Below are 16799 nucleotides of genomic sequence, written 5' to 3' on the forward strand. Positions count from 1 at the left end.
TCGCGACACTCTAGTACGCAGTCCCGGAGAAAGTGTCAGGACCTGAATACTGGGTCACACCTGCACCTGCTACAGAGTGGGAGTCCCTGAAATGGATGTGAGCGGTGTGTGGAGGAGGGGCGGGGCGCTGCTCGTGTTCGCGGTGGTGTTGACGTCCTGCGTCCAGCGGGAGGAGCCCGGGCTGGAGCGGGTGCGGAGGGCAGGCGAGCTTCGCTGGGGCGCGGACGCGCAGGGCGGCGAGCCGTACGCCATGGAGGACCCGGACGTGCCCGGGCGCATGCGCGGCTTCGAAGTGGAGCTGGCGGACGCGCTGGCGCGGGAGCTGGGCGTGCGCGCGCGCTTCGTGCAGAACGACTGGTCCAGCCTCATCCCCTCCCTGGAGCGGGGCTCGTTCGACGTGGCGCTCAACGGCATTGAAGTCACCCCGGCGCGCAGCGGACGCATCCTCTTCACCCGGCCGTACTTTATCTTCCAGCTGCGGCTCCTGGCCCGGCGGCAGGACGACAGCGTCACGGGGCTTTCGTCCTTGCGTGGCAGGAGGGTGGGGACGCTCGCCAACTCGCAGGCGTGGGACCTGCTCCAGCGCGAGGGCATCCAGGCGGTGCCGTACGAAGGCGTGGAGGAGCCCTACATCGACCTGGAGCAGGGGCGGGTGGACGCGGTGCTGATGGACGACCTCATCGCCCAGCGCTACGGCCAGCCGAGGCCCCAGCTGCGCGTGGTGGGCGACGTGGGCGAGGGCTACTACGCCATCGCGGTGCGGCCCGGGGACGAGGACCTGCGCGCGGCGCTGGACGTGGCGCTCGGGCACGTGGCGCGCTCGGGGAGCTGCGGCGCATCTTCGCCCGGTGGAACATCGACAGCGCCCAGCAGCAGAAGATGGTGGAGTGGACCGACGCGCAGACGCGCGAGGTGCTGTCGCAGACGAGCACGGCGAAGCTCGGCTGGGGCCAGGGCCTGATGTTCCTCCAGGCGGCGCTGGTGACGCTGGTGGTGTCCGTGGGCGCCATGGCGCTCGCGGTGCCGCTGGGCGTGGGGCTGGCGCTGGTGCGCCTGTACGGGCCCCGGTGGCTGTCGGGGATGGCGTCCTTCTACGTGGAGGTGTTCCGTGGAACCCCGGTGCTGTTGCAACTCTATGTTCTGTACTACGGGCTCGCGGGCGTGCTGCGGCTGGACGCGCTGAGCGCGGCGGTGCTGGGGTTGGGGCTGAACTACGCGGCCTACGAGGCGGAGGTGTACCGGGCGGGGGTGCTGGCGGTGCCCCGGGGGCAGATGGAGGCGGCGCTGGCGCTGGGCATGTCCACGCCGCTGGCGCTGCGCCGGGTGGTGTTCCCGCAGGCCTTCCGGGTGGCGCTGCCGAGCGTCACCAACGACTTCATCGCGCTGCTCAAGGACAGTTCGCTGGTGTCCGTCATCTCCGTCGTGGAGCTCACCAAGCGGATGACGATTACCGCGGTGGATGTTCGCAGTTGGTTGTTGCCCGGGGCGCTGTGCGCGGCGCTCTACCTGGCGATGAGCTACCCTCTGTCCCTCCTGGCGAGGCGGTTGGAAGCGAGGTTGGCGCGCGGATGATTGAAGTGAAGGACCTGTGCAAGCGGTACGAGGGGCGCATGGTGCTGGACGGCATCAGCGCGGCCTTCGCGCCGGGTGAGGTGGTGGCGCTGGTGGGCCCCTCGGGCGGCGGCAAGAGCACGCTCTTGCGGTGCCTGAACGGGCTGGAGCCCTTCGACGCGGGCAGCATCCGGGTGGGGGACGACGTGCTCGGCCCCAGTGCGTCGCGAGCGAGCGGCGCCGCCGTCTCCAACATCCGCCGCCGCGTGGGCTTCGTCTTCCAGCAGTGGCACCTGTTCGCGCACCGCACCGCGCTGGGCAACGTCATCGAGGCGCCCCGACACGTGCGGGGCCTGGACGCGAGGAGCGCCACGGAGCTGGGACGCGCGCTGCTCGCGAAGGTCGGCCTGTCCCACCGCGAGGAGGCCTACCCGTCCGAGCTGTCCGGCGGTGAGCAGCAGCGGGTGGCCATCGCCCGCGCGCTCGCGATGGAGCCCGAGGCGCTGCTCCTGGACGAGCCCACCAGCGCGTTGGACCCGGAGCGCGTGGGCGAGCTGGTGGCGCTGTTGTCGCGGCTTCGCGAGGACGGGCTCACGCTGGTGGCGGTGACGCACGAGATGCGCTTCGCGCGCGAGCTGGCCTCGCGCGTCCTGGTGCTGCACGGCGGGCGCATCCTGGAGGAGGGCCCTCCCGCGCAGGTGCTGGAGCGGCCCCGACATGAGCGCACCCGGACCTTCCTGGGGCTGGCGCGGGAGCAGCCCGCCCCGGAGCCGGAGGTGTCCGCGCTGGAGGCGGGCAGAAGCGGCGTCGTCACGCTGTTCCCCGCCGCGACCGCGAGGGAATGAGATGCGCTCGGACGTGCAGCTGACAGAGGTGGGGCAAGGCGAGGGGCCGAGGGTGCTCCTGCTGCCCGGCCTGGGGGCGAGAGGCTCCGGCTTCCGCGCGCTCGCCCAGGCGCTGTCACCCCTCTGTCGTCCCGTCCTCGTCGAGTATCCGGAAGGAGCGCATGCGGCGGTGGGCGCGGGCGCGCTCGCGCGACAGGTGGCGCACGCGGCGGGCCCGGTGGACGCGGTGGTGGCCAGCTCCTTCGGTGGGATGGTGGCCGCGCACCTGGCGGCGGCGGGCGTCGCTCGCGGCGTGGCCTTCCTGGGCGCCTTCACGCGCACCACCCACCTGGGGGTGCGTGGCTTGCTCATCGGGATGATGGGCCCCATCGCCGTGTGGGCGCGGCCCGGCGTGGTCGCCGCGGGGCTGGCCGCGTGGAAGCCGGTTCCCTTCGGGCAGGTGGCGGAGGTGGTCCCCACGACGGTGGTGGAGCGCGGCACCACGTGGCATCGCGCGCTCGCCATCCAACGCGAGGCCCACCCGCCCGAGCTGCGACGGCTGGACGTCTCCTGCCTCTGCATCCAGGGGGACAGGGACGTGCTGGTGCCCCCCTCCACCGTGGAGCGACTGCTGCAATCGCTTCCACCAGGGACGCCGCACCACATGCTGAAGGGGGCGGGGCATGTGCCCTACTTCACCCACCCGGAGGCCTGCGCGGAGCTGCTGGCGCCGTGGCTCGCGAGGTTGACGTCCACCCCGAAGGTGTCGGCGGCGTGAGTCGGGCGGTGGGCCCCGGGAGGCGTCGTGAAAGGGAGTGTACCTGACGGCGGTGTGCCGCTAGCGTGCGGCCCGAATGCGGAAGCGCTTCACGGGTTGGTTCGTCGTCCTCGTCGTGTTCTCCACCGGGCTCTCCTGGGCTGCTCCCTCCGGACCGGATGCGGGCCCCGCGTCCGAGGCCGTGCTCGCGGCGCCAGCGTCGCCTGCTGACGCGGCGGCTCCCGCGGCCGAGCGTCCGCGCTCCGTGCTGCTGCTCGGTGACAGCCTCATCGCCACGGGCTTCGGGGACTACCTGCTCGCCCGGCTGGAGGCGCATCCGACGATTCGCGCGTCGCGCCGCGCCCGCTCCTCCACGGGGCTGGCCCGACCGGACTTCTTCGACTGGATGGCCGTGGGCGAGGAGGAGGTGAAGCGCCACCAGCCGGACGTGGTGGTGGTCATCCTCGGGGGCAACGATGGCCAGTCCCTGCTGGAGCGTGATGGCAAGAAGCCCGTCCACTGGGGCAAGCCCGAGTGGGAGGACGCGTACCGTCAGCGCATCGACTCCTTCGCGAGCGTGCTCGCCGCGCCGGGACGGAAGATCATCTGGCTGGAGCTGCCGGCGACGGGGCTCAAGCGCTTCGAGCAGAAGCTGGGCCTCATCCGGGGCCTCCAGCGCGAGGTCATCGGCTCCCGCGCGGACGCGCGCTACGTCGACACGCGCCCGTACTTCACGGACGCCAAGGGCAAGGCCCTGCTCCAGGCGCGCGTCGAGGGCTTCAGGAAGCCGATGAAGCTGCGCATGAGCGACGGCGTGCACTTCACCATCGCGGGCGGGCGCTACTTCGCGAGCAAGGTGTACCCCGAGGTTCTCGACGCGCTGGGCCTGCTCCAGGGTTAGCGCGCCGGGCCCACGTCAGTGCGAGTGGTGTGACGAGCCGGACTCTCCGGAGATGGAGGAGCCTCCGCCGGGAATCAGCCGGCGCACCGCGCGCAGGAGCAGCTGCTCGTCGCGGGGATTGGCGAGGAAGCCCCGCGCGCCGAGCTTCCGCGCCCGCTCGAAGCCCTCGTCGTCCGATGTGCCGTGGACGATGAGCGCGCCCTCGATGTGGACCTCGCCGGCCAGCAGTCCCTCCATGGCCTGCAGGGGCGCGAGCACCACGTCGTTGGCGCTGGTGTGGAGGACCTCCAGTGGGGTCGCGACCCGGGCCTGGAAGCCGCTGCGCGCCAGCTGCCGCGAGATGAGCACGGCGGTGACGGGAGGCCAGCCGTAGAGCAGCAGGTGCCCACCGGGGGCGGGCGCGGGCGTGGCGGCGGGCTCGGCGGGCTCCTCGAAGCCGTACAGCTCGGAGAGCGCGCGGGTGATGGCGGGGTCGGAGGCCACGTAGGCCTCGACGCGCGGCTTGCCGGTGACGGCGCGCACGGCGTCCACGGCCTCCAGCGACACGGGGGCGGGCAGGGCGATGTGGAGCACCTCGCGCTCGCCCTGCTCCATGGGCACCAGCTCCACGCGCAGGGGCACCGCGCGATACTGCCGGGCGATGCGCGCGGGCAGCAGGTCCGCCATGCCGCGCTCGGGAGGTTGCAGGTCCAGGTCCACCGCGCCCACGCCGAGCTGCGCCGACAGGCCGCGCAGCACGTCCGCCTCGGTGCACACGCCCTCGCGCACCAGCGCGCGTCCCAGGGGGACATGCGTCTCGTGGTGGTGGACCAGCCCCACCCGGAGCTGGGCGCGGTTGAGCACCCCCATCTCCAGGAGGATTTCTCCGAGCGGACGCCTGGTGCTGGATTCCATAGAGAGGAATCTTCACGCGCGGCCGCGCTTCGCGAGGGACGGGCGCACGTCCGCCCGCCCGGCTGCTCGGCCCTCAACCTCGCTGGGAGAACACGCGCTCCCAGGCCTCCTCCTGGAAGCCCACCACCACCGCCGAGGGTGTGACGAGCACCGGCCGCTTCACCAGCTTGCCATCGGCGGCGAGCCAGGCCCGCACGTCCGCCTCGCTCGCCGCGTCCACCTTCGCCTTGCCGAGCGCCCGGTAGCTCAGGCCGCTGGTGTTGAGCCACTTGCGCACGGGCAGGCCGCTCTTCGCAATCCACGCGTCCAGCTCGGCGAGGGTGGGGGGCTCGTCCACGATGGGGCGCACGCGAGGGGAGAGGCCCTTCGCCTCCAGCCACTTCAGCGCCTTCTTGCAGGTGGAACAGCCCGAATAGGAGAGCACGAGGAGGTCGTTCGCCATGGCGCGGGCTTCTATCAGCCCGGGCGCGGTTTGCGGCGCGCCTCGGCGCCGTGCTAGCGCGCGAAGCCATGCACCTGTCCGCCTCCGAGTCCGTGAAGCGCCTCTTGTGGGCCGTGGTCCTGGGGTTGTCCTTTGCCGCGTGTTCCTCCACGCCCGAGAAGCCCGGCGTGGTGCCCGGCGGTGAGGACGGAGGGACTCCGGGTGGCGGTGACGGAGGGCCCGTCATCGTGGTCCCTGAAGACGGCGGCACCGTGGTGACGGGGACCCTGGCGGGCACGCTCACCGAGGCGGGCTCTCCCTACCGCGTCGTCGGGGACGCAGAGGGCGTCGTCACCATCCCCAAGGGCCAGGTGCTCACGGTGGAGCCGGGCGTCATCCTCGACTTCAAGGGGCGCCCCGACGTCACGCAAGCCGACGTGGACCCCGGCGCGGCCGACAGCGTGATGAACCACCACGAGGGCCGCGTGGAGGTGCGCGTGTACGGCGGCATCCAGGTGCGCGGCACGGCGGACAAGCCCGTGCTCTTCACCTCCACCAATCCCCACGGCTGGTGGGGGATGAACTTCTTCGGAGACGGCTCGGTGGGCGACGGCGACCCCGTCTTCGAGCACATGGTCTTCGAGAAGGTGAAGAAGAACGACTACAACGGCAACCGCGACCGGACGCGCGGCGCGCTGTGGGCCTACTACCCGGGGCCGGTGACGATTCGCCATGCGGTGTTTCGCGACAACGAGGTGTCCGCCAAGTGCGGCGCGTTGGATTTGATGTTCACCGTGGGCTCGCGCGTGGAGGACTCCCTCTTCGAGAACAACCGCACCCGGGACGTGGACCGCTTCGCGCAGGACGGCACGTCCTCCATGGCGGGCGGCGGGGCGATGTGCGTGACGCACGGGCGTGACTCGGTGGTGCGCGGCAACACCTTCCGCGACAACGTCCTGGAGGCCTACCGGGGCGCCACCGACAGCTCGCTCGCGCAGCGCCCCCTGCTCGCGTGGCCCAACGCGCAGGGCATCTACGACCTGGGCGGCGGCGGGGCACTGCACTACTTCCAGCCGAACAACGACCTGGTGGAGGGCAACGTCTTCGTGGGGAACACCGTGACGCGCGGACCGGCGGCGGCCGTCTACCTGGAGGACGTGGGCACGCGCGGGCTCACCCTGCGCGGCAACCGGTTCGTCGGCAACCGCGCGGGCGCGGGCGCGGTGGTGGTGTGCAACCGCGGCAGCGGCGGCGTGGAGCTGGTGGTGACGGACGACAACGTCTTCAGCGACAACCTGGTGGACGGCCGCGCGGCGACGAACGTGTCGGGCGACTGCACCACGGCGACGAAGTAGCGCTACTGCGGCGGCTCGGTGCCGGTGAGCGCCTTCACCACGCGGCGCGCGGCGCGGCCCAGCCTCACGCCCGCGCGGTGGTGGAGCTTGGGGAGGAAGGCGTGCGTGGAGCCGCTCGCGGGCTTGAGCAGCTTGAGCTCTCCGCGCCGCAGCTCCTTCGACGCGAGGTGCTCGGGCAGCCACCCGTAGCCCAGGCCCTCCAGGATGGCCGCCTTCTTCGCCGCGAAGTCGTTGAGGTGCACCGTGGAGCGCAGCTCCAGCGACACCGTGCTCAACTGCAGCCGGGGGTCCGAGCCACGCACCGTGAGCAGCAGGTGCTCGGACAGCTCTTCCTCACTGATGACGCCGCGACGCCGCCTCGCCAGCGGATGGGAGCGGTGGGCCACGAGCATCGCCTCCAGCTCCGGCAACGCGTAGCTCTTCAGCCCCGGCAGCGCGGGCGGCAGCACCGACACCATGAGGTCCGCGTCGTCCCGCGTGAAGGCCGCCTCCACGCCCGCGAGGAACTCCGACGACACGTGGAAGCGCGTGCCCGCGCCCTCCGCCCTCAGCGCCTTCACTACGCGTAACAGCGGCTCGGCCGGGAAGACGCCGTCGAAGACGATTCGCAACGTGGGCTCCCACCCCGCGCGTATCTCCGCACACGTCGCCTCCAGGTCGCGCTCCACTGCCAACAACTTGCGGCAGTGCTCCAGCACCCGCTCGCCCGCAGCCGTCAGCCGGGTGCGGTAGCCCCGCCGGTCCAACAGCTCCAGCTCCGTCTGTCCCTCGAGCGTCCGCAGGGTGTAGAGCACCGCCGTGTGCCCTTTGCCGAGCGCCTGGGCCGCCGCCGCGAAGGTGCCGTGTCGTGCCAATGCGTCCAGTGCCCGGGCCTGTTCGAGGGTGACGTTCATGCCCCGCATTGTGCACGTCCCTGACAGTCATCGCTGACCCACCGTCACAACTGTAATCCTGACGCAACGCGGCTTACTTGTGAGATGCGGCTTGTTCTAGATTCAACGCTCCACTCGACGGAGGGGTTTATGACGGGAAGGCTGAGTTGGGCCCTGGCGGCAGCGGTTGCACTGGGTTCGGCGGGCGCGAGCGCGCAGGAAGTCGCGACGTACAGTGCGCCGACAGGTTTGGAAGTCACCGTCGGACTCGGGTTCCAGGCAGGCGTGGGGTACGTCTACAAGAATGGTCTGCGGCTGAATCAGACCATCGGTGATGTGAAGCTCAGCGACGCGGCCAACGGCGCGGTGCCCGTGGTGGCGGAGGTGGGCTACCGGGTGACGCCGAACTGGTTCATCGGCGCCTACGGCAGCTACACGCACATCTTGACCAAGGAGAATCCGTACTCCTGCTTCGAGGGTTGGGAGTGCGCCGCCTCGCAGCTTCGCTTCGGTCCGCAGGTCCAGTATCACTTCTCGCCCACGGCCTCGTTCGACCCGTTCGTCGGACTGGGCTTCGGCATGGTCATCCTGCGCAACGAGAACTCCGGCCCCACGCAGGTGCAGGGACCGCAGGGCCCGCTCGCGGCGAACCTGAAGCTGAAGAGCAGCACGCGGGGCCCCGAGTTCGCCAACGTCACGGTGGGTGGCAAGTGGCGCTTGGGTCACTCCCTGTCGTTCGGCCCGTTCCTGACGGCCACCGTCGGGCGCTACACCACGCGCTCGGGCGACACCACGGTGACGTTGCCCTCGCCGCTGCCCACCACGACGTCGCCGCTCGGCTACGCGGACGACGGCCCGTACGGGTCGGTCATGCTGGGTGTCCGAGGCAGCTGGAACATCTGAGCTTGTGAAGTGGGGGGCACGCGTCGGCGCGCCCCCGCAAGGACGCGGAGTGCACAACGCTCCGCGTCGCACCTTTCGGACAGGAGGTGCGGAGTCCTTTGCGAGATGCGCCAGGGCCTTCCCCCGCGCCAGAGTACGGGGCGGAACCTTCATCTCGAGAGGAGTCGCCCATGGTTCGGAAGTGGTGGTGTGGCGCAGGTGCGGTCGCGAGCGCGGTGGCCATCCTGGGAGCACCGCTGGCGAGTGCGCAGGCCCTGAACGCACCCGTCTGGCAACGACAGCTCGGAAGCGCCGCGGATGAGCAGGCGCTGGCCGTGGCCTCGGTCGGTGACGCCGTCTATGTCGCGGGGCACACCGGCGGGCAGTTCGGCGAAGCGCCGGCGGCGGGCGGACAGGACGTGTTCGTCGTGAAGCAGGGCACGGACGGCAAGGTGCACTGGGTGCATCAGGTGGGCACGGCGATGAATGACCGGGCGCTCGCGGTGACGGCGGACGCGGCGGGCAACGTCTATGTCGCCGGCTACACCTGGGGCAGCTTCCTGCCGTACGTGAACAAGGGCGGCACGGACTTCTTCGTGCTGAAGCTCAGCGCATCGGGCGTGCTCCAGTGGGTATGGCAGGACGGCACGCAGACGGATGACTTCGCCACGGGCCTCGCCGTCACGCGCACGTCGGGACAGGACGGCCTCTTCCTCGCGGGCTATTCGCTGGGCCGCATCGATGGCACGCCGACGCCGGGCAACTACGACGTGGTGGTGGCGAAGCTCGACACCGGCGGCAATCCGTACTGGATGCGCCAGTTCGGCAGCTCGCGCGGCGACGTGGCCCTGGGCGTGGCGGTGAGCTCGCGCGAGGAGATCTACCTGGCCGGCTACACGCAGGGCAGCCTCGACGGCGTCACGTCCACGAACAACACGGTGGACCTGTTCCTGGCGAAGTACGACGTGGCGGGGAACCAGGCGTGGGTGCGGCAGCTCGGCTCGAACAGTGACGACTACGCCACGGGGGTCGCCGTGGATGCGTCCGGCGCGGCCTACGTCTCCGGCTACACCTTCGGCGCGCTCGACGGGAATGTCCGCGTGGGCACCTACGACGCCGTGCTGGTGAAGTACGACGAGGCGGGCGACAAGCAGTGGACGCGGCAGCTGGGCACCACCACGACGGACTACGCACAGGGCGTGGCGGTGGGGGCTGACGGTCGCGTGCACCTGGTGGGGCACACGTCGGGCGCGCTGGACGGCAACGTCGTGCTGGGTGGCAGCGACGTGTTCGTCAGCTCGTACGACACCGCGGGCAAGCCCCTGGGCACGCGGCAGGTGGGCTCGAGCGCCTCCGACCGGGGCCAGGCGGTGACGGTGGGCGCCGACGGCGGCGTGTACGTCGTGGGCTACTCCTGGGGCAGCCTGCCCGGGAACGTCAACGCGGGCGGCTTCGACGCCACCGTGTTCCGCTTCTAGCCCCATCCGTTCACCACCCGCCAGGTGAGCGCTCGGTGCGGGCCCGTGCGGGCTGCCTCCCACCCTGTCCCCGTGCGGGGTGGGAAGCAGGTTGTTCCTGATGGGCGCGAGGGGGCGTTGTACGTTTCTCTCGCGAGGTGAGGAAGGAGCGGGTGATGGCGGACGACGCGGCCGAGCAGACGGCGCGCTACAAGCGCGAGGCGGCGGAAGCGGCGGTGGAGCGCTTCTTCCATGCGGGCATGCGGGTGGGCCTGGGCACGGGCAGCACCGCGGCCTTCGTGGTGCGCGCGCTGGCGGCGCGGCGTGAGCGCGGGCTGCTGCTCGATGTGCTCGGCGTCCCCACCTCGCTCGCCACCGAGGCGCTCGCGCGGGAGCTGCGGGTGCCGCTCACCACGCTGGACGCGCAGCCGGTGCTGGACGTCACCATTGACGGCGCGGACGAGGTCGCTCCGGAGCTGTCCGTCATCAAGGGCGGCGGCGGAGCGCTGCTGCGCGAGAAGATTGTCGCGCAGGCCAGCCGCCGCGTCGTCATCGTCGCGGACGTGGCGAAGCTGTCACCGAGGCTCGGCACGCACTGGCCCGTGCCGGTGGAGGTGCTGCCCTTCGGCTGGCGCTCGCAGTGGCTGTTCCTGGAGTCGCTCGGCGCGCGCGTGACACCTCGCGCTCGCGCGGACGGCAGTCCCTTCCTCACGGACCAGGGCAACCTCGTGCTCGACTGCGCCTTCGGTCCCATCGACACGCCCGCGTCACTCGCCGCGCGCCTGGACTCGCGCGCGGGCGTCGTGGGGCACGGCCTGTTCCTCAACCTCGTCACGGACCTCGTCGTCGCGGGCCCCTCGGGCGTCGAGCACCGCGTGCCTCCAGGTTGAGTCAATCCCTGTCGCCCGCGCGCGGCGTGCTCGTCCGCTCGGAGCACGAGCCACCCGGTGCGCCGCGTGTGGGTGGTCAGGTGTCGCGTGGGTCCACTCCCACTCCATGCGCGCAGGCTTTGCGCGTGTGGAGCGCGATGTGGACGTAGGCCACTGTCGGGCGAGCGGGAGTGTTTCTCGCGGGCTTGGAAGAGCGTGGAGCGCGGCCCTCACTGAACTCACCAAAAAGTCCGGAGGACGCGACAGGGCGCGCGGTTAGACTCCGCTGCGTTCCGGCGCTTCAAGAGGGGGTTTCCAGGGGCTGCTGGCTCAGAGGGTGCCTTTCGTATGCGAATCATCCGTTACTGCCTCCCCGCGGCGCTGTTGTTGGTGACCGCCTCCTGCTCAGGCAACTCATCCGGCGGAGACCCTCCAGAGGTCACGGAGGCAGCCCCCGCGCGCGTGCGCCGCATCACCCGCGCCGAGTACGACAACAGCGTCTACTCCATCGTGAAGAACCCCTCGCCGGTGCCCATGGCGCAGCTGTTCGCGCCCGAGGACACGCTGTTGGGCTTCACCACGCATGACCGGTTGCAGGTCACGCCGCTGCTCGCAGACCAGCTCGACAGCGCGGCGGAGCGCAACTGGGGGCCCGTCGCCGCCAACAACCTGGCCAGCGAGTACGAGTGCGCCGCGGGGAAGGACGAGGAGGACTGTGCCCGCGCGTTCATCCGCGCGCTGGGAGCCCGCGCCTTCCGGCGCCCCGTGGTGGCCGAGGAGGAGACGGACCTGCTCGAGCTGTGGAAGGCGGTCCGCAAGGACACGAGCCCCAAGGCCGCGGCCGAGTACGTCATCCAGGCCGTGCTGACGTCGGCGTCCTTCCTGTACCGCACGGAGCTGGGTGAGTCCGGCGCGCCCGCCAACCAGGTCGTGTGGCTGACGCAGCAGGAGATCGCCTCCGCGATTTCGTTCGCCATCACCGGCTCGCCGCCGGACGTGGAGCTGACGGCCGCCGCCGCCGCGGGCGTGCTCAAGTCCGCGGACGTGCGCGAGTCGCACGCGCGCCGCCTGCTGAAGACGAAGCAGTCCCAGCAGTACCTGCAGCGCTTCATCATCGAGTGGCTGGGCCTGTCCGGCCTGGAGAGCCTGAACAAGAACAACCAGGTGTTCCCGGACTTCAGCGTGGCGTTCAAGGACTCCAGCCGCCGGGAGACCTTGACGTTCATCGACCACGTGCTCGCCAACGAGGAGGCGTCCATCAAGACGCTGCTCGGCGCCGACTACACGTTCGCGGACGGGCGCATGTCGCTGTTCTACGGCACGACGCTGACGCCGGATGGCACCATCGGCCGCGTGCCGCTGCCGGCCAACCGCGTGGGCATCCTCACGCACGCCAGCGTGCTGACGACGTACGCGCTGTTCGACTCCAGCTCGCCCATCCGCCGCGGCAAGTTCGTCCTCACGCGCCTTTTGTGCCGCGAGGTGCCGCCGCCGCCGCCGTCCATCATCATCATCCCGCCCGCGGTGGACCCCACCGCCACGACGCGCGCCCGCTTCGCCGCGCACACCAACAACCCGGCCTGCGCGGGCTGCCACCGCGACCTGGACCCCATCGGCTTCGGCATGGAGGACTACGACGGCCTGGGCAAGTACCGCACGGAGGAGAACGGCCTGCCGGTGGACGCCAGCGGCTCGGTCGTCACCGAGGACGGGACGCACCCGTTCACCGGCGGCGCCGCGCTCGCGCGCTTCCTGTCGGAGAGCCCGGACGTGGCCAACTGCGTGCCGCTGCAGCTGTTCCGCTACGTCATGGGCCGCGACGAGGACACCGTCGATGCCAGGACGCTGGAGGACATGCGCAGGAGCTTCCGCGCGGACCCGAAGCTGAAGCTGGGCGACGCGCTCGTGGCGCTCGTCCGCTCCCCCTATTTCGTCCACCGGCGCACCACTTCCCCCGAGTAGCCACCATGCTCCGCAATCTCTCCCGACGCTCCCTGCTCCAGGCCCTGGCGGGCTCGACGGCGGCGCTGCCCCTGGCCAACCTGCTCGGCACCACGGACGCGTACGCCCAGGCCACCACGCCGCCTTTGCGCTTCATCGCCATCTTCACTGCCCACGGGTGCCTTCCGGAGTACTGGAACCCGCAGGGTGGGGAGACGGACTTCACGCTCGACTTCCCCAACTCCATGCTGCAGCCGCTCCAGGCCCACCGCTCCAAGCTGCTGGTGCTGGACGGCCTGGACTACCAGGTGCTCTACGAGCACGGCCTGACGGGCCACGAGGGCGGTCCGCTCACGTTCCTCACCGGCAGCAAGGTCAACACCGCCAGCGGTGACGACCTGCCGGAGAACGCCTCGCTGGACCAGGTGCTGGCGGCGCAGATTGGGGGCGCCACGCGCTTCCGCTCCATCCAGCTCAACGCCTGGGAGCAGTTCGGCGGCCAGCACGTCTACAACAGCATCAGCTTCACGCCGAACGGGGGCCGCGTGCCCTTCGAGCGAGACCCGGCGGGCGTCTACCAGCGCCTGTTCGGCAACGCGCCGTCGCCCTCGCAGGACCCGGGCGAGGCGGCGCAGAACACCGCGCGTCGCAAGAGCCTCCTGGACTACCTCATCAAGGACGCCACCCGGTTGAGCAAGCGGCTGGCGGGCGCGGAGAAGCAGAAGCTGGAGACGCACCTGGAGTCGCTGCGCGACATCGAGCGACGGCTGGGCACGCTGAGCACCACGCCCACGCCGGCGCAGCAGGAGCCGCTGCCGGCGGAGGCCGCGTGCAGTGGCGGCACGGCGCCCCCGGCGTTCGACCTGGGCCAGCTCGGCAACCTCGACAACATGCCGACGCTGACCAAGCTGCACCTGGACCTCATCGTCCGGGCCTTCGCGTGTGACCTGACGCGCGTGGCGACGCTGACGATTCCTGGTCCGTCGATGCCCTGGCTCGGCATCCACGAGGACACGCACAACGACCTGGCGCACCGCCTGGACGTGACGGACGAGCCCTTGCGCTCGGACATCCGCGGGAAGATGGTGAAGGTGCAGCGCTGGTATGCCGAGCAGGTGGCGTACCTGATGAACGGCCTGGCCTCGGTGCAGGAGGGCAGCGGCACGGCGCTGGACAACACGCTCATCCTCTGGGGCAACGAGCTGGGGGATGCGTCCGGGCACATGAACGTGCGCGTGCCCACGGTGCTCGCGGGCGGCGCGGGCGGGAAGTTCCGCATGGGCCGCTTCCTGCGGCTGCGTCCGGCGGGCTCCAACCCGCTGAACAACTGGGGCGGGCCGGGCACGCCGCTGCCGGGCGCCGTCGCGCACAACAAGCTGCTGGTGTCCATCGCCCAGGCCTTCGGGGTGAACGTGAACACCTTCGGCCATCAGGACTTCAAGGGGCCCCTGTCGGGGCTGACCTGACGGTCCTTCCTCGCGGCGGCAAGCACCACCCCGCCGCGAGGCTCTTGCCGGGGGCGAGCGTGCCGCCTCGGTGCGCGAGTCGTGGCCTCCTTCCCCCGAGCGCATGACTCCGCCTCAGTCGGGGCGTGCCTCGCGCGCATCCTCACCACGCCACCGCCGCAAGAGCTCGGACGCGCTCCCTCCGCGCTCCAGCCGCGCGTCCGTCACCTGTCCACCCGCGTCCACGCGCACCACGAACGTGAGCGTCGGCTCGCCGCGCAGGTGGTAGCGCAGGTCGGCGATGCGCACCTCGCGCCCGCCCTCCACCGGCACCACCGTCACCACGGGGAAGCGCGCCCACGCCAGCGCCTCGCGCACGGTGGGGATGGCCTTCAGGTCCGCGGGCAGCACCTCCACCGGCGCCTCCACCCGGCGGTCCTCGCGCGGCTCCCCGAACAGCGACAGCTCCCCCGCCGCGAGCACGTCGCCCGGGAGCCGGGCCACGTACCGCCACGTGCGGAACGACAGCGGGGCAGGGAAGACGCGCACCGCCTGGGCCTCGGGATAGGCCCGGTCCACGCGCCCCGTCAGCACGCCCCACGACACCACCCGCGCGCCGACATACGCCATGGAGCACGCGAGCCCCACCAGCACCGCCTTGCGCCACACCGCCCGCCGCCGCCAGGCCACCACCGCGCCCACGACGAGCGGCAGCGTCACCCACGGGTCCACCACCACCGTCCAGTCCAGGCTCAGCCGCGCGTCCGAGAAGGGCAGCAGCACCCGGGTGCCCCAGCCCGTCCACAAATCCGGCAGCAGGTGCGCGAACACCACCGACACCAGGCTGGTGACCAGCACGGGCGTCCACCGCGCGCCGCGGAACACCGCCCGCGCCACCAGCGTGGCCCCCAGGGCGACGACGGGCGTGAAGAGCAGCGAGTGGGACAACCCCCGGTGCGCGTGCAGCGCCACCGTCACCGCGTCGCCCCGCGCCAGCAGCGTGTCCAGGTCCGGCAGCTCCGCGGCCAGCACGCTCGCCAGCAGCACCGCCCGGTCCGTGGGCGTCGACCGCTCCGGGGCGCCGGGACGCACGTCGGGGCGGCGCAGCGCGCCGATGGCCAGTCCGAGCAGCCCGTGGGTGAGGTTGTCCATGGCGCCTTGGGCCTCTAGCGCCTTTGTCCCTCCAAACACCAGCGGCGGGACGTGGAGTCGCCTCCGCCGCCCCGCCGCCAGTCACCTCACGCCTCGGAAGGGATTACCCGCCGAGCGCGCCGTTGATGAGCGGCGCGACGATGCCCATGCCCGGGTCCTCGGCGTTGTAGCCGTTGGGCGGCTCGTAGATGCGCACGCGCTGGTTGTTGCCCACGAAGCGCTGCAGGAACACGTCCATGCCCACGAACTCGCTGCGGCACGTCCACGACTGCCACGGCGCGGAGATGTACTCGTACCACTTCTTCTTCTCCATCTGCTGGCAGGCGTGCGCGCCGATGAAGGTGATGATGGTGCTGCAGTGGCTGGAGTTGATGGCGCGCTCGTGCGGGATGAAGTAGCTGAAGTTGTTGTACTTGCTCAGCTCCGTCACCAGCGCCGCCTCGTCCGTCTTCCAGTACGCGTGCACGGACTCCTTGTCGTTCGGCGTGTGGAAGCGCTCATAGGAGAAGCGCGAGTAGTTGTAGTCCCGCGTGTAGCCCGTGTACGCGAGCTGGTCGTTCGGGAACTCCGTGGCCACCATGCGGTTGATGGTGCCGAAGTCGTTCTGGCTGAACGACGCGGGCAGCAGGCCGAACACGGAGTTCAGGTTCCACGACTCGCGAATCTTGTCGTGCAGGGCGCGCGACTTGAAGTTGGCGTTGGGCGCCAGGAAGATGGGGCCGGAGTCGTTGAGCAGGTAGCCCCGCGCCGGGTTGATGATGCGCCGCGCGAAGTAGTAGCCCGCCGACGTCGCCGTGCCGCCCGCGCTGTAGCCCGTCATCAGGAACTTCTGCACGTTGGGGAACTGCGTCTTCGCGTAGTTCGCCACCGCCAGCGTGTTGGTGTAGCCGTTGTGGTGCCACGTGAGCGGCGGGTTCGCGCCCGTCTGGTCCACGTACGTCTTCACGTTGTTGCCGATGTGCACGTCGCCGGTGCAGTACGGCACGTAGACGATGTTCCAGCCGTTCGTCACCAGGTTCGTCTTGCTGCGGCCCGGCAGGCCCGGGTCCGCGCCGTTGACGAGCGGCGAGACGTACTTCGCCGTGAACTGGGTGATGTAGTCGTCGGCGATGCCGTTGGGGTTCGCCGCGCCCAACAGGCCCGCGCGGCCGCTACAGGTGTCGTAGTCCCAGCACGCGCCGCCGCCCTCGAGCAGCATCAGCAGGTTGGGCGAGTTCGTCTTGTGGATGAAGAACTTGAACTGGGAGCCATTGCCACACTTCGTCCCAGGCAGCTCCACCTTCTGCCAGTTGTAGTTGTTGCCGCCATCCACCAGCACGCTGACGATGGATGAGACGATGACTTCCGAGCGGGCGGCGCTGGGGACCATCAGCGCAGCGACAGCGAGGCACGCCACGAGTACGCGCTTCATGCAGGCTCCTCCGGGTTTGGGGGGAAGTCCGGTCTATAGCCCACGTTGACACCCGAGTCAGTCTTGA

16 protein-coding genes are annotated in these 16799 nt (G+C 70.8%); 11 read left to right on the forward strand and 5 right to left on the reverse strand.

Going from position 1 to position 16799, the window contains the following annotated elements; translation table 11 throughout:
* Nucleotides 1–91: 91 nt before the first annotated feature.
* From OWM54_RS32405 to OWM54_RS32425, 5 genes are all read left to right on the forward strand, one after another.
* Entirely contained in the window at nucleotides 92–961 is an 870-nt protein-coding gene (locus OWM54_RS32405; protein WP_267699970.1) for an ABC transporter substrate-binding protein, read from the forward strand.
* Entirely contained in the window at nucleotides 880–1572 is a 693-nt protein-coding gene (locus OWM54_RS32410; protein WP_267699971.1) for an amino acid ABC transporter permease, read from the forward strand. Before OWM54_RS32405 ends, OWM54_RS32410 begins: the two co-directional genes overlap by 82 nt.
* Nucleotides 1569–2396: an amino acid ABC transporter ATP-binding protein gene (locus OWM54_RS32415; protein WP_267699972.1), complete on the forward strand. Its 828-nt coding sequence runs from the start codon at nucleotides 1569–1571 to the stop codon at nucleotides 2394–2396. The genes OWM54_RS32410 and OWM54_RS32415 overlap by 4 nt, the downstream gene beginning before the upstream one ends.
* A 1-nt stretch (nucleotide 2397) precedes the next feature.
* On the forward strand, nucleotides 2398–3153 hold the full coding sequence (locus tag OWM54_RS32420; RefSeq protein ID WP_223781901.1) for an alpha/beta fold hydrolase: 756 nt from the start codon (nucleotides 2398–2400) through the stop codon (nucleotides 3151–3153).
* Nucleotides 3154–3229: 76 nt separating this feature from the next.
* A complete protein-coding gene (locus OWM54_RS32425; RefSeq protein ID WP_223745276.1) occupies nucleotides 3230–4033 on the forward strand; it encodes a DUF459 domain-containing protein in 804 nt (267 codons plus the stop codon).
* A gap of 15 nt (nucleotides 4034–4048) precedes the next feature.
* Here the strand turns inward: OWM54_RS32425 and OWM54_RS32430 are convergent, their stop codons facing one another.
* Together OWM54_RS32430 and OWM54_RS32435 are read right to left on the reverse strand one after the other, a co-directional pair.
* Complete coding sequence (locus tag OWM54_RS32430) at nucleotides 4049–4927, reverse strand: general secretion pathway protein GspE (RefSeq protein ID WP_267699973.1); 879 nt, start codon at nucleotides 4925–4927, stop codon at nucleotides 4049–4051.
* Between the two features lie 73 nt (nucleotides 4928–5000).
* Nucleotides 5001–5369, reverse strand: coding sequence for a Spx/MgsR family RNA polymerase-binding regulatory protein (locus tag OWM54_RS32435; RefSeq protein WP_267699974.1), 369 nt, complete (start codon nucleotides 5367–5369; stop codon nucleotides 5001–5003).
* A gap of 68 nt (nucleotides 5370–5437) precedes the next feature.
* Here OWM54_RS32435 and OWM54_RS32440 point away from each other — a divergent pair, with 68 nt between their 5' ends.
* The gene (locus OWM54_RS32440; protein ID WP_267699975.1) at nucleotides 5438–6703 is read left to right on the forward strand and encodes a right-handed parallel beta-helix repeat-containing protein; all 1266 of its coding nucleotides are present in this window, start codon (nucleotides 5438–5440) and stop codon (nucleotides 6701–6703) included.
* Nucleotides 6704–6705: 2 nt separating this feature from the next.
* On the opposite strand, the gene OWM54_RS32445 is transcribed toward OWM54_RS32440, so the two are convergent.
* Complete coding sequence (locus OWM54_RS32445; protein WP_223745279.1) at nucleotides 6706–7596, reverse strand: LysR family transcriptional regulator; 891 nt, start codon at nucleotides 7594–7596, stop codon at nucleotides 6706–6708.
* A gap of 129 nt (nucleotides 7597–7725) precedes the next feature.
* On the opposite strand from OWM54_RS32445, the gene OWM54_RS32450 reads away from it, so the two are divergent.
* The 5 genes from OWM54_RS32450 (at nucleotide 7726) to OWM54_RS32470 (ending at nucleotide 14190) form a co-directional block, all read left to right on the forward strand.
* Nucleotides 7726–8478 carry an outer membrane beta-barrel protein gene (locus tag OWM54_RS32450; protein WP_141328244.1) on the forward strand — a complete coding sequence of 251 codons (753 nt, stop codon included), beginning with the start codon at nucleotides 7726–7728 and terminating at the stop codon, nucleotides 8476–8478.
* A gap of 170 nt (nucleotides 8479–8648) precedes the next feature.
* Nucleotides 8649–9935 carry an SBBP repeat-containing protein gene (locus tag OWM54_RS32455; RefSeq protein ID WP_223745281.1) on the forward strand — a complete coding sequence of 429 codons (1287 nt, stop codon included), beginning with the start codon at nucleotides 8649–8651 and terminating at the stop codon, nucleotides 9933–9935.
* 155 nt (nucleotides 9936–10090) lie between these two features.
* A complete protein-coding gene (gene rpiA / locus OWM54_RS32460; RefSeq protein ID WP_267699976.1) occupies nucleotides 10091–10804 on the forward strand; it encodes a ribose-5-phosphate isomerase RpiA in 714 nt (237 codons plus the stop codon).
* A gap of 327 nt (nucleotides 10805–11131) precedes the next feature.
* On the forward strand, nucleotides 11132–12745 hold the full coding sequence (locus tag OWM54_RS32465; protein WP_267699977.1) for a DUF1588 domain-containing protein: 1614 nt from the start codon (nucleotides 11132–11134) through the stop codon (nucleotides 12743–12745).
* Nucleotides 12746–12750: 5 nt separating this feature from the next.
* Entirely contained in the window at nucleotides 12751–14190 is a 1440-nt protein-coding gene (locus OWM54_RS32470) for a DUF1552 domain-containing protein (protein WP_267699978.1), read from the forward strand.
* A 114-nt stretch (nucleotides 14191–14304) separates the two neighbouring features.
* On the opposite strand, the gene OWM54_RS32475 is transcribed toward OWM54_RS32470, so the two are convergent.
* Nucleotides 14305–15321 (reverse strand): metal-dependent hydrolase, encoded by a 1017-nt coding sequence (locus OWM54_RS32475; RefSeq protein WP_223745285.1) that lies wholly within the window; start codon nucleotides 15319–15321, stop codon nucleotides 14305–14307.
* A gap of 103 nt (nucleotides 15322–15424) precedes the next feature.
* A complete protein-coding gene (locus tag OWM54_RS32480; protein ID WP_223781906.1) occupies nucleotides 15425–16732 on the reverse strand; it encodes a pectinacetylesterase family protein in 1308 nt (435 codons plus the stop codon).
* Nucleotides 16733–16799 lie beyond the last annotated feature (67 nt).

The organism is Myxococcus sp. MISCRS1, assembly GCF_026626605.1.
Taxonomy (GTDB): Bacteria; Myxococcota; Myxococcia; order Myxococcales; family Myxococcaceae; genus Myxococcus; species Myxococcus fulvus.